Origin of the sequence: Streptomyces sp. W1SF4, from assembly GCF_003950035.1 — a bacterium.
Classification (GTDB): Bacteria; Actinomycetota; Actinomycetes; order Streptomycetales; family Streptomycetaceae; genus Streptomyces; species Streptomyces racemochromogenes.
In genome coordinates this window covers 2,495,733-2,509,944 of the sequence record NZ_CP034350.1, presented here as the reverse complement: position 1 = coordinate 2,509,944, position 14,212 = coordinate 2,495,733, and the positions used below count along the sequence as shown (strand labels likewise).

The window sequence follows — 14,212 nt, the reverse complement described above, 5'->3', positions numbered from 1 at the left end:
AATTCTACGGCCGGGCGGCGGCAATCCCGTCAGGCCCCCTCCGCCGCCACCAGCGACTCAAGCGGAACCGAGGGGTCCGCCAGCCTCTCGCGGTCCACCGGCGCCTTCGACCTGATCAGGGCCTGGATGGGCTCGACGACGTCCCACACGTTCACGTTCATCCCGGCCAGCACCCGGCCGTCCGACAGCCAGAACGCGATGAACTCCCGCTTGCCCGCGTCCCCGCGCACCAGCACCTGGTCGTAGCCGCCCGCCGGCGCGTACCCGGAGTACTCCAGGCCCACGTCGTACTGGTCCGAGAAGAAGTACGGCACCCGCTCGTACGAGACCTCCTGCCCCAGCATCGCCCGCGCGGCGGCCGGGCCGCCGTTGAGGGCGTTCGCCCAGTGCTCCACGCGCAGCCGGGTGCCCAGCGCCGGATGGTGGGCGGCGGCCACGTCACCGACGGCGAAGACGTCCGGGTCGGAGGTGCGCAGCGAGGCGTCCACGGCGATGCCCCCGCCGTGCTCCCGGTCCACCAGCGCCAGCCCCGAGGTCTCGGCGAGCGCGGTGCGCGGCGCCGCCCCGATCGCGGCGAGCACCGCGTGCGCCGGGTGCTCCTCCCCGTCGTCGGTCCGGGCGGCCATCACCATGCCGTCCTGGCCGACGATCTCCGTCAGCCGCGCCCCGAAGTGGAACCGCACCCCGTGCTCGGTGTGCAGGTCGGTGAAGAGCCGGCCGACCTCCGGGCCGAGCACCGCGTGCAGCGGCGTGGCCAGCGGCTCGACCACCGTCACCTCGGCGCCGTACCCGCGCGCGGCCGCCGCGACCTCCAGGCCGATCCAGCCCGCGCCCGCGATCAGCAGGTGGCCGTTGTCCCGGCCCAGGGAGGCCAGCGCCTTGCGCAGCAGGTCGGCGTGGGCGAGCCGGCGCAGATGGTGCACCCCGGCCAGCCCGGTGCCCGGGATGTCCAGCCGGCGCGGCTCGGCACCGGTGGCCAGCAGCAGCTTGTCGTAGTGCATCAGCGTGCCGTCGCCCAGGCGCACCGTCTTGGCCTCGCGGTCCAGGTGCACGGCGGGCTGGCCCAGGTGCAGCTCGATGTCGGCGCCCGCGTACCAGGACGGCTTGTGCACGAAGACGCTGTCGCGCTCCTCCTTGCCCAGCAGGTAGCCCTTGGACAGCGGGGGCCGTTCGTAGGGATGGTCGCGCTCGTCGCCGATCAGGATCACCCGGCCCGTGAACCCCTCCGCCCTCAGCGTTTCGGCGGCCTTGGCCCCGGCCAGCCCCGCGCCGACGATGATGAACGTCTGGTTTGCGTCGACCACCTGATGCCTCCTCATAACCTCTCGGCCACTTGCGGCCACCTTGCGAGCGTCCCGCACCCAGCCTGCCTCGTGAAGGGGGAATGGCCCGATCGGCTCACCCTTCGGCGCGCCGCCCGCGCCGGGTGAGGCGTGCGTGCAGTGAACGGGCGGACGCGTCGGTCAGGCAGGCGATCTGGTCGATGACCGCGCGTTTGCGGGCCTTGTCGTCCGCCGCAGCGTCGAAGATCGCCCGGAACTGGGGGTCCAGGCCCTCCGGCGCGCGGGCGCTCAGCGCCTCCGCCAGTTCGGCCAGGACGATGCGCTGGTCGGCCCGCAGCCGTTCCTGCTCGTCGCGCTGCATCACGTACAGGTCGGCCACCGCCTTGAGGACCGCGCACTCGTTGCGCGCCTCGCGCGGCACGACCAGCTCCGCCGCGTAGCGGGTGAGCCGGCCGGAGCCGTACGCCTCGCGGGTGGCGCCCTCGGCGGCCAGGCAGAACCGGCCGATCAGCTGGCTGGTGGCGTCCTTCAGGCGGGCCTGCGCCACGGCGGACCCGTCGTAGCCGTGCGGCCACCAGTCCTCCTCCATCAGCCGGTCCAGCGCCTCGCGCAGCTCCTCCGGGGAGGTGCCGGCGGGCACGTAGCGGCCGATGGCGACCTGCCAGATGGCGGCCCGCTCGGGCTCGGCGAAGAGGAGGTTCGGGTCGAGGTGCCCGGCGTGCAGCCCGTCCTCGAAGTCGTGCACGGAGTACGCGACGTCGTCCGCCCAGTCCATGACCTGGGCCTCGAAGCACTTGCGGTCCGCGGGTGCGCCCCGCCGCAGCCACTCGAAGACCGGCAGGTCGTCCTCGTAGGCCCCGAACTTCACCGAGTCCGGGTCGGTGGGGTGGCCGCCGCGCGCCCACGGGTACTTGGTGGCCGCGTCCAGGCAGGCGCGGGTCAGGTTGAGGCCGACGCTGACCGGGTCGCCGGTGGCCGGGTCGGGCACGAAGCGCTTGGGTTCCAGCCGGGTCAGCAGGCGCAGCGACTGGGCGTTGCCCTCGAAGCCGCCGCAGTCCTTGGCGAACTCGTTGAGCGCCTCCTCGCCGTTGTGCCCGAACGGCGGGTGGCCCATGTCGTGGGAGAGGCAGGCCGCTTCGACCAGGTCCGGATCGCAGCCGAGGGCCGCGCCGAGCTCCCGGCCGACCTGCGCGCACTCCAGGGAGTGCGTCAGCCGGGTGCGGGGGCTGGCGTCCCAGTCGAAGGAACGCGTGCCCGGGGTGACGACCTGGGTCTTCCCGGCGAGGCGGCGCAGGGCGGCCGAGTGCAGTACGCGGGCGCGATCACGCTGGAAGGCGGTGCGGCCGGGCCGTTTGTCCGGCTCGGCGGCCCATCGCTCGGTGGCGGCCGGATCGTAGGACTCGTAGGCGGGGACGTGCGCGGTGCCTTCCATGCTGAGACGTTAACCGGAGTCACCGACAATCCGAGCAATCCGAACCTACGCGGCCTTTACGCGATGGCCGGTTCCGGCTCCCGCGCGCCGCGCGCGAGCGCTTCGTCGTAGCGGCGCAGCACCAGCCGGGCCAGTGCCGGGTGCGCGCCGAGCGGGGCCGCCGCCGGGCCGGTCGCGGCGGCCGCGCTCGCGGAGGCGAACCGGCCCGGGGCGGCGAAGTACGAGGCCACGGCGGCCCGGTGGTACCCGCGGGCGGCCAGCGCCCGGACGGCGTCCGGCACGCCCGGGGCGGCCGCCGAGGCGTACGCGGGGACCACGGGGACCCCGCCGAGCCGTTCGGAGAGCAGGTCGGCGGCGCGGCGGGTGTCGGCGGCGGAGTCGGGGTCGAGGGACCCGGCCGACGCCAGCACGACGGCCGTGCCCGGGGTCCAGCCGGCCTCCAGGAGCCGTTCGAACAGGACCTCCACGAGCAGCGGGTGGGGGCCGAGCGGGGCGGCGATCCGGATCCGCAGGTGCCCGGCGCGGGCCGCGGCGGCGGGCAGGTCCCGCTTGACGTGGGTGCCGCGTCCGAGCAGCAGCGGCACGAGGACGGCCGCTCCGGCGGTGTCCCGCAGGGTGTCGGCCAGCAGCGGCCGGTTCAGTTCGACGTGGCCGAGGCGGACGTCGAGGGCGGGGCGGAGCTCGCGGACCCGTTCGAGCAGGGCGAGGACGGTGTGCGGGGCGCGCGGGTCGCGGCTGCCGTGGGCCACGGCGACGAGGGTGGGGTGCATGGGGGGACTCCGTGGTGCCGGGCGCGTGGCGGGCGCAGGCCGCTGAGCTGGGTGCCGAGCTGGTCGGTGATCCGCGTCAGCAGCTCGGCCGCGCTGCCGAAGGGGAAGGACTGGGTGGCGGGAGGGTGCACCGGCTCCGTCATGGACCGATCCTGCGGGGCCCGGATTGCGTGGGCGTTGCGCGGGGGTGACGGGTGGTTTCCTGCTGCTCACTCGGTCATTCGTACGAGTGAAAGGGGGGTCGGGCGGAACTGGGGGGCGGGGGCGGTTCGTCAATCCGTGCGAAGGGCGTGCGGACGAGGGGGGCCGGTCATGGGACAGCAGGGGCAGGGGCAGGGGCAGGGGCAGGAGCAGGAGCAGGAGCAGGAGCAGGGACGGGGACGGGGACGGGCGGGGCGGCTCGGTGTCGGCCGCTGGAGGGTATGGCTGCGGACGGTGCGGGGGCGTCGGCGTGCCGTGCAGGCGGTGATGGTGCTGTGCGTGCTGGCCCTGCTGCCCTCGACGTGGACGCACGCGGCGGCCGCCGACCGGCTGCGGACCACCGCGGAGGCGCCCGACGCCGGGGTGGCGGTGGTCTTCGGGGCCGGCCTGTGGAAGGGCCGCCCGACCCCGTACCTCGCCTACCGGCTCGACGCGGCCGTGGAGCTCTACCGGGCGGGCAAGGTGAAGGTGGTCCTGGTGACCGGCGACAACAGCCGCACGGAGTACGACGAGCCGGGCGCGATGCGGACGTACCTCAGGGGGCACGGCATACCCGACGACCGGATCGTCAGCGACTACGCCGGATTCGACACCTGGGACTCCTGCGTGCGGGTCCGGGAGATATTCGGGGTGCGCCGGGCGGTGCTGATCAGCCAGCACTTCCACATCCACCGCGCGGTGGCCCTGTGCCAGGCGGCGGGAGTGGACTCCTACGGCGTCGGGGTGGACGACGAGCACGACGTCACCTGGTACTACGGCGGCGCCCGCGAGGTCCTCGCGGCCGGCAAGGCGGCCCTGGACGCGGCGTTCCAGCCGGAGCCGAGGTTCCTCGGCCCGAAGGAAGAAGGGGTGTCGCGGGTCCTGGCCGCTCTGACAGACTGACGCCTCGATCGGCGTATGCCGATTAGTCATATACCTATCTGTCTGCGTCAGGGGTGTGGATCGTGGCTGTGGTGGATCTCGGCGGCAAGGTGGTCGTCATCACCGGTGGGGCCCGGGGCCTGGGCGCGGCGGCCGCACGGGCGGTCGTCGACGGCGGCGGCAAGGTGCTGATCACCGACCTGCTGGAGGACGAGGGCGCCGAGACGGCCGCCAAGCTCGGCGACGCGGCCCGCTTCCTGCGGCACGACGTCACCAGCGAGGCCGACTGGACGGCGGCGCTGGAGTACGCGGTCGCCGAGTTCGGCCGGATCGACGGGCTCGTCAACAACGCCGGCATCCCGACCGGCGAGTTCCTGGAACACGAGAGCGTCGAGCACTTCCGCCAGGTCGTCGAGGTCAACCTGGTCGGCGTGTTCATCGGCATCAAGACCGCGATACCCCTGCTGCGGGCGGGCGGTGGCGGATCCGTCGTCAACATCTCCTCCGCGGCCGGCCTCACCGGACTCGCCCTCACCGCCGGGTACGGAGCCTCCAAGTGGGGCGTGCGCGGCCTGTCCAAGATCGGCGCCGTCGAACTGGCGGAGGCGGGGATCCGAGTCAACTCCGTCCACCCCGGCATGACCCTGACCCCGATGACCGCCCCCATCGGCATCCAGGCCGGCGAGGGCAACTACCCCGGCGCCCCCCTGGGCCGCGTCGGCGTCCCCGAGGAGATCGCGGCCGCCGTCGCGTTCCTGCTCTCCGACGCCGCCGGCTACATGACCGGCGCGGAACTCGCCGTCGACGGCGGCTGGACGGCCGGCCTCACGGTCAAGTACCTCACGGGCCAGTGACCCCTCCCGGCCTCACCGCGCGAGCCGTGCCGGCGCCGGCGCGCGGCGGGTGGCGAACCATCCCTCCCGACACCCCCCGCGGCTGCCCGCCCCCTCACCGCCCCCGCCGGACCGGGATGAGGGTCAGCACCCCCGCCCGTAACGGGGGCGCGCGGCCTCCGTAACACCCGGACCACACCCTGAGGGGCATGCACAGCTCCCCGGAAGCCACCGCCACCCACTGCCCCTACTGCGCCCTGCAGTGCGGCATGAACCTGCGCCCCGCCCCCGCGGGCGACGCGGTGACCGTCGAGGAGCGCACCGGCTTCCCCGTCAACCGGGGCGCCCTGTGCGGCAAGGGCCGCACCGCCCCCGCCCTGCTCTCCTCCCGGGTACGCCTGACCGAGCCGCTCATCCGCACCCACGCCGGCGGCCCGCTCGTCCCGGCCACCTGGGAGGAGGCCCTCGACGCCGTCGCCGCCGGCCTCGCCCGCACGCGCCGCGCCCACGGCCCCGACGCCGTCGCCGTCTTCGGCGGCGGCGGCCTGACCAACGAGAAGGCCTACGCCCTCGGCAAGTTCGCCCGCGTCGCCCTCGGCACCTCCCAGATCGACTACAACGGCCGCTTCTGCATGTCCTCGGCCGCCGCCGCGCACCAGAAGGCCTTCGGCCTCGACCGCGGACTGCCCTTCCCGCTGGAGGACATCCCCCGCACCGGCTGCGTCGTCCTCGTCGGCTCCAACCCCGCCGAGACCATGCCGCCGTTCGTGCGCTACCTCACCGAACTCAAGGCGAACGGCGGCACCCTGATCGTCGTCGACCCCCGCCGCACCCGCACCGCCGAACTGGCCGACCTGCACCTCGCGCCGCGCCCCGGAACCGACCTCGCCCTCGCCCTCGGCCTGCTGCACCTCGTGGTCGCCGAGGGCCGCACCGACGAGGCGTTCATCGCCGAACGCACCACCGGCTGGGAAGACGCCCGGGCCGCCGCCATGGCCCACTGGCCCGAACTCGTCGAGCGGATCACCGGCATCGCCCTCCCGGAACTGCGCCGCGCCGTCGACATGTTCTGCGCCCCCACCGCCGCCATGGTCCTCACCGCCCGCGGCCCCGAGCAGCAGTCCAAGGGCACCGACACCGTCGGCGCGTGGATCAACCTCTGCCTCGCCACCGGCCGCGCCGGCCGCCCGCACTCCGGCTACGGCTGCCTCACCGGCCAGGGCAACGGCCAGGGCGGCCGCGAACACGGCCAGAAGGCCGACCAGCTCCCCGGCTACCGCAAGCTCACCGACCCCGCCGCCCGCGCACACGTCGCCCGCGTCTGGGGCGTCGACCCGCGGAGCCTGCCCGGCCCCGGCCGCAGCGCCTACGAACTCCTCGACGCCCTCGGCGGCGACGTCAAGGCCCTCCTGCTCATGGGCTCCAACCCCCTCGTCTCCGCCCCCCGCGCCGCCCACGTCGAAGACCGCATCCGCTCCCTGGACTTCCTCGCCGTCGCCGACGTCGTCCTCTCCGAGACGGCCGCACTCGCCGACGTCGTCCTGCCCGTCACCCAGTGGGCGGAGGAGACCGGCACCACCACCAGCCTGGAGGGCCGCGTCCTGCTGCGCCGCCGCGCCCTCACCCCACCCCCCGGCGTCCGCGGCGACCTGGACGTCCTGCACGGACTCGCCGCCCGCCTCGGCGTGGAGAAGGGCTTCCCCACCGACCCCGAACAGGTCTTCGCCGAGCTGCGGCGCGCCTCCGAAGGCGGTCCCGCCGACTACTCCGGCATCTCCTACGCCCGCATCGAAGCCGAACAGGGCGTCTTCTGGCCCTGCCCCGAAGGCTCCCCGGGACAGCCCCGTCTCTTCCTCGACCGCTTCGCCACCGACGACGGCCGCGCCCGCTTCACGCCCGTCTCCCACCGCGACGCCGCCGAGGTCCCTGACGCCGACTACCCGCTGCTCCTCACCACCGGCCGGGTCGTCGCCCAGTACCAGTCCGGCGCCCAGACCCGCCGCGTGCCCGAACTCAACGCCGCCGCCCCCGGCCCCTTCGTGGAACTCCACCCGCGCCTCGCCGCCCGCCTCGGCGTCACCGACGGCACCCCGCTCGCGGTCACCTCCCGCCGCGGACGCGCCGTCGCCCCCGCCCGCGTCACCGACGCCGTCCGCGCCGACACCGTGTTCATGCCGTTCCACTGGTACGGCGAGGGCCGCGCCAACACCCTCACCAACCCGGCCCTGGACCCCGTCTCGCGCATGCCCGAGTTCAAGGTCTGCGCGGTCCGCGTGGAACCCGCGTGACTCCGGTCGGACATGAGTCCGATCCGCATCGGGATTCCCGCCAGGGGGTAACCATCCGTCACGCAGCGGGCTCAGAAAGTGCTCGCACGCCCCTCGTGGCAGCGATGTGTCGTACCCCACACTGAGGTGCGGTGCCACCGTCCTCGGAGCCCTGGAGGTCGCCCCCGTGCAGACCCAGACCCTGACCGTGAACGCGAGCCGCCCCGCCGCAGACGCCTCCGATCCGGATCCCGAGGCCGAGGCCGACACGGTGGAGGACGCCGGCGACGAGGAACCCGAGGTCCTCGAACTCATCGAACCGGTACCCCCGCAGCGCGCCCGCGACAACGGCGCCGGGACCGGGCCCTCGGCCGACCTCTTCCGCCAGTACCTGCGCGAGATAGGCAGGATCCCGCTGCTCACCGCCGCCGAAGAGGTCGAACTCGCCCGGCGCGTGGAAGCGGGACTCTTCGCCGAGGAGAAACTCGCCGGCGCCACCGACCTCGACTCCCAGCTCGCCGTCGACCTCGACAAACTCGTCGTCATGGGCCGGATGGCCAAACGCCGGCTCATCGAGTCGAACCTGCGGCTCGTCGTCTCCGTCGCCAAGCGCTACGTCGGCCGCGGACTGACCATGCTCGACCTGGTCCAGGAGGGCAACCTCGGCCTGATCAGGGCCGTCGAGAAGTTCGACTACGCCCGCGGCTACAAGTTCTCCACCTACGCCACCTGGTGGATCCGGCAGGCGATGTCACGGGCCCTCGCCGACCAGGCCCGCACCATCCGCGTCCCCGTCCACGTCGTCGAACTCATCAACCGCGTCATCCGCGTCCAGCGCCGCATGCTCCAGGAACGCGGCTACGAACCCACCGCCGAGGAAGTCGCCGTCCACCTGGAACTGACCCCCGAGCGGGTCCTGGAAGTGCTCCGCCTCGCCCAGGAACCCGTCTCCCTGCACGCCCCGGTCGGCGAGGAGGACGACGTCGCCCTCGGCGACCTGATCGAGGACGGCGACGCCGCCTCCCCCATGGAGTCCGCCGCCTTCTTCCTGCTGCGCGAACACCTCGAAGCCGTCCTCTCCACCCTCGGCGAACGCGAACGCAAGGTCGTCCAGCTCCGCTACGGCCTCGCCGACGGCCGCCCCCGCACCCTGGAGGAGATCGGCCGCATCTTCGGCGTCACCCGCGAGCGGATCCGCCAGATCGAGTCCAAGACCCTCAACAAGCTGCGCGACCACGCCTTCGCCGACCAGCTGCGCGGCTACCTCGACTGACCCGCGCCGGCCGCGGAACGGAAGAGGGGGCGTCCCGAAGGACGCCCCCACCCGCACACCGCCGGCCGGTCAGTCGACCTCGGCCACCGCCTGCGCGAACTGCGCCGCGTACAACCGCGCGTACGCGCCCTCGGCCGCCAGCAGCTCCTCGTGCGTGCCCTGCTCCACGATCGAGCCGCTCTCCATCACCAGGATCACGTCCGCGTCGCGGATCGTCGACAGCCGGTGCGCGATCACGAAGGACGTACGGCCGTGCGCCAGGCGCGCCATCGCCTTCTGGATCAGCACCTCGGTACGGGTGTCCACCGAACTCGTCGCCTCGTCGAGCACCAGGATCACCGGATCCGACAGGAACGCCCGCGCGATGGTGATCAGCTGCTTCTCACCCGCGCTGACACCCGCGCCCTCGTCGTCCAGCACCGTGTCGTAGCCGTCCGGCAGCGTGCGGATGAAACGGTCCGCGTGCGCCGCCCGCGCGGCCTCCTCGATCTCGCCGCGCGTCACCTCGCGGGACGCGCCGTAGGCGATGTTCTCCGCGATCGTCCCGCCGAACAGCCAGGTGTCCTGGAGCACCATGCCGATCCCGCCGCGCAGCTCCTCGCGGGTCATCTTGGCGATGTCCACCCCGTCCAGGGCGATCTCCCCGCCCGTGACCTCGTAGAACCGCATCAGCAGATTGACCAGCGTGGTCTTGCCGGCGCCCGTCGGGCCGACGATGGCGACCGTCTGCCCCGGCTCCACCGTCAGCGAGAGGTTCTCGATGAGCGGCTTGTCCGGCTCGTAGCGGAAGGCCACCTTGTCCAGGGTCACCTGACCGCGCAGCTCCCGCGGACGCTCCGGGACCTCCGCGTCCGGCTCCTGCTCCGGCGCGTCCAGCAGCTCGTACACCCGCTCCGCCGAGGCGACGCCCGACTGCACCAGGTTCGCCATCGACGCCACCTGCGACAGCGGCATCGAGAACTGGCGCGAGTACTGGATGAAGGCCTGCACGTCACCGATCGACAGGGTGCCCGAGGCCACCCGCAGACCGCCGACGACCGCGACCAGCACGTAGTTGATGTTCGAGATGAAGAACATCACCGGCTGCATGATGCCGCTGACCAGCTGCGCCTTGAACGAGGCCCGGTACAGCTCCTCGTTCTGCTCGGCGAAGACCGCCGCCGACTCCTTCTGCCGCCCGAAGACCTTCACCAGCGCGTGGCCGGAGTACATCTCCTCGATGTGGGCGTTGAGCGCGCCCGTGGTCTTCCACTGCGCCACGAACTGCGGCTGCGACCTCTTGCCGATCCTCGCCGCGACCACCACCGACACCGGCACGGTCAGCAGCGCGACCAACGCCAGCAGCGGCGAGATCCAGAACATCATCACCAGCACGCCGACGATCGTCAGCAGCGAGTTCAGCAGCTGGCCCATCGTCTGCTGGAGGGTCTGGCCGATGTTGTCTATGTCGTTCGTCGCCCGGCTCAGCACCTCCCCGCGCTTCTGCTGGTCGAAGTACGACAACGGCAGCCGCGACAGCTTCGCCTGGAGCTCCTCGCGCATCCGGTAGACGGTGCCGTTCATCACGTGGTTCGACAGCCGCGTGGCGACCAGCATCAGCAGGCCCGCCAGGACGAACACCAGCAGCGCCCACAACGCCGTCACCCCCACGGCACCGAAGTCGATGCCCTGCCCCGGGGTGAAGTCGGTGCCGGACAGCATGTCCGCCATGCCGCCCTGGCCCCGCTCGCGCAGCCCGTCCAGCGCCTGCTGCTTGGTCAGGCCGTCCGGCATCTGCCGGCCGACGATCCCCGCGAACACCAGGTCGGTGGCCCCGCCGAGGATCTTCGGCCCGAGCACGGCGCAGCCGACACTGCCGACCACGGCCGCGACCATGCCCCACAGCTTGCCCCGGTCCTGCGCCAGCTGGCGCAGCAGCCGCTTGCCGGACCCCTTGAAGTCCATGGACCGCTGGGCCGGCCCCATCATCATCCGTCCTCCGGGCCCGCTCATGCGGCCTCCGCCTCCGTCAGCTGGGAGAGCACGATCTCCCGGTAGGTCTCGTTGCCGGCCATCAGCTCGTGGTGGCGGCCCTCGCCCACCACCCGGCCCTCGTCGAGGACGATGATCCGGTCGGCGTCGCGGATCGTGGAGACCCGCTGGGCGACGATGACGACCGTCGCGTCCTCGGTCTCCCGGGCGAGCGCCGCGCGCAGCGCCGCGTCCGTCGCGTAGTCCAGGGCCGAGAAGGAATCGTCGAACAGGTAGATCTCCGGGCGCTGCACGAGCGTGCGGGCGATGGCCAGACGCTGGCGCTGGCCGCCGGAGACGTTCGTCCCGCCCTGGGTGACCGGCGCCTCCAGACCGCCCTCCAGCTCGGACACGAAGTCCTTGGCCTGGGCCACCTCCAGGGCCCGCCACAGCTCCTCGTCGGTCGCGTCCGGGCGCCCGTAGCGCAGGTTGGAGGCGACCGTCCCGGAGAACAGGTACGGCTTCTGCGGGACCATGCCGACCGTCCGCGCCAGCAGCTCCGGGTCGATCCGGCGTACGTCCTCCCCGTCGACCAGCACGTCACCGCCGGTCGCGTCGAACAGCCGGGGCACCAGGCCCAGCAGCGTCGACTTGCCGCTGCCGGTGGAACCGATCACCGCGGTGGTCTCGCCGGGGCGGGCCACCAGGTCCACCCCGCGCAGCACCGGGGCCTCGGCGCCCGGGTAGCGGAAGTCGGCGCCGCGCAGCTCCAGCTGCCCGCGCCGGGAGAGCGTACGCACCGGGTCGACGGGCGGGACCACGCTGGACTCGGTGTCCAGGACCTCCTGGATGCGCTCGGCGCAGACCTCGGCGCGCGGCACCATCATGAACATGAAGGTGGCCATCATCACGGCCATGACGATCTGCATCAGGTAGGCGAGGAAGGCGGTCAGCTGACCGATCTCCATGCCGCCCCCGTCCACCCGCATCGCACCGAACCAGATGACGGCGACGCTGGAGATGTTCACGACCAGGATGACGACCGGGAACATCAGCGCGAGCAGCTTGCCGGAGGCCAGCGAGACCGCGGTCAGCTCGGAGTTCGCCCGGCGGAAGCGCTCCTCCTCGTAGCCGTCGCGGACGAAGGCGCGGATCACGCGGTTGCCGGTGATCTGCTCGCGCAGCACCCGGTTGACGACGTCGAGGCGTTCCTGCATCAGGCGGAACAGCGGTCGCGTCTTCCAGACGATCGCGCCGACCGACACGCCCAGCACGGGCACCACCGCGAGCAGCACGCCCGACAGCTTCACGTCGAGCGAGAGCGCCATGGCGATGCCGCCGACGCACATGATCGGCGCCGAGACCATCAGGGTGAAGGTCATCAGCACCAGCATCTGGACCTGCTGGACGTCGTTCGTCGTACGGGTGATCAGCGACGGGGCGCCGAACTGGCCCAGCTCCCGCGCCGAGAAGCTCTGCACCCGGTCGAAGACGGAGGCGCGCACGTCGCGGCCGAGCGCGGCCGCCGTGCGCGCCCCGTAGTAGACGGCCCCGACGTTGCAGACGAGCTGGACGAGGGAGACCCCGAGCATCAGCGCGCCGAAGCGCAGGATGTAGCCGGTGTCCCCGTTGACGACACCGTTGTCGATGATGTCCGCGTTGAGGGTGGGCAGGTAGAGGCTCGCACTGGTCTGCAGGAGTTGCAGCAGCACCAGTGCGGCGATGGCTTTCTTGTACGGACCCAGGTGGGTCCGCAGCAGTCGTATGAGCACGCGCAGGCTCCGGTAGGCAAGATCGAGGGGGGTTCACTCCATCTTCGGCCAACGCAGGGCCGAACCCCACCGGATTTCGCAAAGGCCGGTCAAAAGGACCAGGAGCCCGCGGCTTCCGTCCTAGAACCCGAACGCCCCCGGGTGCATTTGCTCCCGTGTGGTGACGTACTGCTGGCGGACGGCCTGCCAGGCCGGGTAGTCCTCGCCCGGCTCGAACACCTGGGCCGGCGGGGCCGGCCACAGCGGCGGGACGTGCGGGGCCAGCGTGCCCTGCCGCACCCCCAGCGCCCAGGCCGCCTGACGGGCCGCGCCCAGCGCCGCGTAGTCCGCCGGAGCGGGCACGACGACCTGCGTCCCGAACAGCCCCGGCGCGGCGGCCTGTACGGCGGGCAGCTCGGCGGCGGCCCCGAGCAGGAACACCCGGCGGATCCCCACGCCCCGGTGCCGCAGCACGTCGAGGGCGTCGACCAGCCCGCACAGCATGCCCTCGAAGGCGGCCCGCGCGAGGTGCTCGGGCTTCATCGAGTCCCGGCGCAGCCCCGACAGGGTCCCGGCGGTGTGCGGCAGGTTCGGGGTCCGCTCTCCCTCCAGGTACGGCAGGAGTACGAGGCCGTGTGCACCGGGGGTCGACTTCAGCGCGAGCGCGCTCAGCCCCTCCAGGTCGGTGCCCAGCATGTCGGCGGTGCCGCGCAGGGCCCGTACGGCGTTGGAGGTGTTCACCACCGGCAGGTGCATGCCGCCCGCGTCGGCGAGGGAGGTGATCAGGCCGCCCGGGTCGGACAGCGCCTCGTGGTGCACGGCCATCACCGAACCGGAGGCGCCCAGCGAGACCACCGCGTCGCCCGGGCCGATGCCCAGCCCCAGCGCGGCGGCCGTGGTCTCCCCGGTCCCGGCGGAGATCAGCAGCCCCTCGGGGGTCATCCCGGCGGCGTCGGCGGGGCCGAGCACCTCGGGCAGCAGCGCCTGGTGCCCGAGCGCCAGCTCGACCAGGTCGGGACGGTAGGAACCGGTGGCCGCCGACCAGTACCCGGTACCCGAGGCCCCGGCCCGGTCGGTGGTGCGGCGCGCGGGCCGGCCGAGCAGCTGCCAGACCAGCCAGTCGTGCGGGGACAGCACCACCGCCACCCGGCGCGCCGCCTCGGGCTCGTTGCGGGCCAGCCAGGCGAGCTTCGTGATCGGCTGCGCGGCGTGCGGGACGGCGCCGACGGCGGCCACCCAGGCGGCCTTGCCGCCGAGCGCCCCGATCAGGTCGGCGGCGACGACCTGACCGCGCTTGTCGTTGCCGATCATGGCCGGGCGGACCAGGGCGCCCTGCGAGTCCAGCGGCAGCAGGCCGTGCTGCTGCGCGGAGACGCCGATGGCCTGGACGCCCTCCAGCAGCCCGCCCCCGGCGGCTTCGCCGAGGGAGAGCAGCCAGGCCTGCGGGTCGGTCTCGTGGGGGACGGCCTCGCCGGCGGGCTGCGGATGGGGCGCGTAGCCCTGGCGCAGCACGGCCCCCGTGTCCGTGTCGCAGACGACGATGCGAGTGAAGGCGGAAGAGCTGTCCAGCCCGGCGACTATCCCCATGCGG

General features: G+C 73.1%; 10 protein-coding genes. 4 read left to right on the top strand and 6 right to left on the bottom strand.

Annotation, left to right across the window (positions count from 1 at the left end):
- Positions 1–29: 29 nt before the first annotated feature.
- From D1J60_RS11730 to D1J60_RS11720, 3 genes are all read right to left on the bottom strand, one after another.
- The gene (locus tag D1J60_RS11730) at positions 30–1,304 is read right to left on the bottom strand and encodes an FAD-dependent oxidoreductase (protein ID WP_125821062.1); all 1,275 of its coding nucleotides are present in this window, start codon (positions 1,302–1,304) and stop codon (positions 30–32) included.
- A gap of 94 nt (positions 1,305–1,398) precedes the next feature.
- Positions 1,399–2,715, bottom strand: a complete 1,317-nt coding sequence (locus tag D1J60_RS11725) for a deoxyguanosinetriphosphate triphosphohydrolase (RefSeq protein ID WP_125821061.1) — start codon at positions 2,713–2,715, stop codon at positions 1,399–1,401.
- Between the two features lie 56 nt (positions 2,716–2,771).
- Positions 2,772–3,485, bottom strand: coding sequence for a sirohydrochlorin chelatase (locus D1J60_RS11720; RefSeq protein ID WP_125821060.1), 714 nt, complete (start codon positions 3,483–3,485; stop codon positions 2,772–2,774).
- Between the two features lie 312 nt (positions 3,486–3,797).
- Between D1J60_RS11720 and D1J60_RS11715 the strand changes: the two genes are divergently transcribed.
- From D1J60_RS11715 to D1J60_RS11700, 4 genes are all read left to right on the top strand, one after another.
- On the top strand, positions 3,798–4,568 hold the full coding sequence (locus D1J60_RS11715; protein ID WP_206436515.1) for an ElyC/SanA/YdcF family protein: 771 nt from the start codon (positions 3,798–3,800) through the stop codon (positions 4,566–4,568).
- 68 nt (positions 4,569–4,636) lie between these two features.
- A complete protein-coding gene (locus D1J60_RS11710) occupies positions 4,637–5,401 on the top strand; it encodes a glucose 1-dehydrogenase (RefSeq protein ID WP_125823979.1) in 765 nt (254 codons plus the stop codon).
- A gap of 188 nt (positions 5,402–5,589) precedes the next feature.
- Entirely contained in the window at positions 5,590–7,668 is a 2,079-nt protein-coding gene (locus D1J60_RS11705; protein WP_125821059.1) for a molybdopterin oxidoreductase family protein, read from the top strand.
- A 106-nt stretch (positions 7,669–7,774) separates the two neighbouring features.
- Positions 7,775–8,920, top strand: coding sequence for an RNA polymerase sigma factor (locus D1J60_RS11700; RefSeq protein ID WP_241253230.1), 1,146 nt, complete (start codon positions 7,775–7,777; stop codon positions 8,918–8,920).
- A 69-nt stretch (positions 8,921–8,989) separates the two neighbouring features.
- Here D1J60_RS11700 and D1J60_RS11695 read toward each other — a convergent pair whose 3' ends face one another.
- From D1J60_RS11695 to D1J60_RS11685, 3 genes are all read right to left on the bottom strand, one after another.
- Positions 8,990–10,912, bottom strand: coding sequence for an ABC transporter ATP-binding protein (locus tag D1J60_RS11695; RefSeq protein ID WP_125596877.1), 1,923 nt, complete (start codon positions 10,910–10,912; stop codon positions 8,990–8,992).
- Positions 10,909–12,642: an ABC transporter ATP-binding protein gene (locus D1J60_RS11690; protein ID WP_125596880.1), complete on the bottom strand. Its 1,734-nt coding sequence runs from the start codon at positions 12,640–12,642 to the stop codon at positions 10,909–10,911. Before D1J60_RS11690 ends, D1J60_RS11695 begins: the two co-directional genes overlap by 4 nt.
- Before the next feature lie 120 nt (positions 12,643–12,762).
- On the bottom strand, positions 12,763–14,208 hold the full coding sequence (locus D1J60_RS11685) for an FGGY family carbohydrate kinase (RefSeq protein WP_125821058.1): 1,446 nt from the start codon (positions 14,206–14,208) through the stop codon (positions 12,763–12,765).
- Between the last annotated feature and the right edge of the window lie 4 nt (positions 14,209–14,212).

Bases quoted from the DNA above. Each gene is read 5' to 3' on its own strand.
- D1J60_RS11695 (WP_125596877.1), bottom strand. From the start codon at position 10,912: ATGAGCGGGCCCGGAGGACGGATGATGATGGGGCCGGCCCAGCGGTCC.
- D1J60_RS11685 (WP_125821058.1), bottom strand. From the start codon at position 14,208: ATGGGGATAGTCGCCGGGCTGGACAGCTCTTCCGCCTTCACTCGCATC.
- D1J60_RS11715 (WP_206436515.1), top strand. From the start codon at position 3,798: ATGGGACAGCAGGGGCAGGGGCAGGGGCAGGGGCAGGAGCAGGAGCAG.
- D1J60_RS11720 (WP_125821060.1), bottom strand. From the start codon at position 3,485: ATGCACCCCACCCTCGTCGCCGTGGCCCACGGCAGCCGCGACCCGCGC.
- D1J60_RS11705 (WP_125821059.1), top strand. From the start codon at position 5,590: ATGCACAGCTCCCCGGAAGCCACCGCCACCCACTGCCCCTACTGCGCC.
- D1J60_RS11725 (WP_125821061.1), bottom strand. From the start codon at position 2,715: ATGGAAGGCACCGCGCACGTCCCCGCCTACGAGTCCTACGATCCGGCC.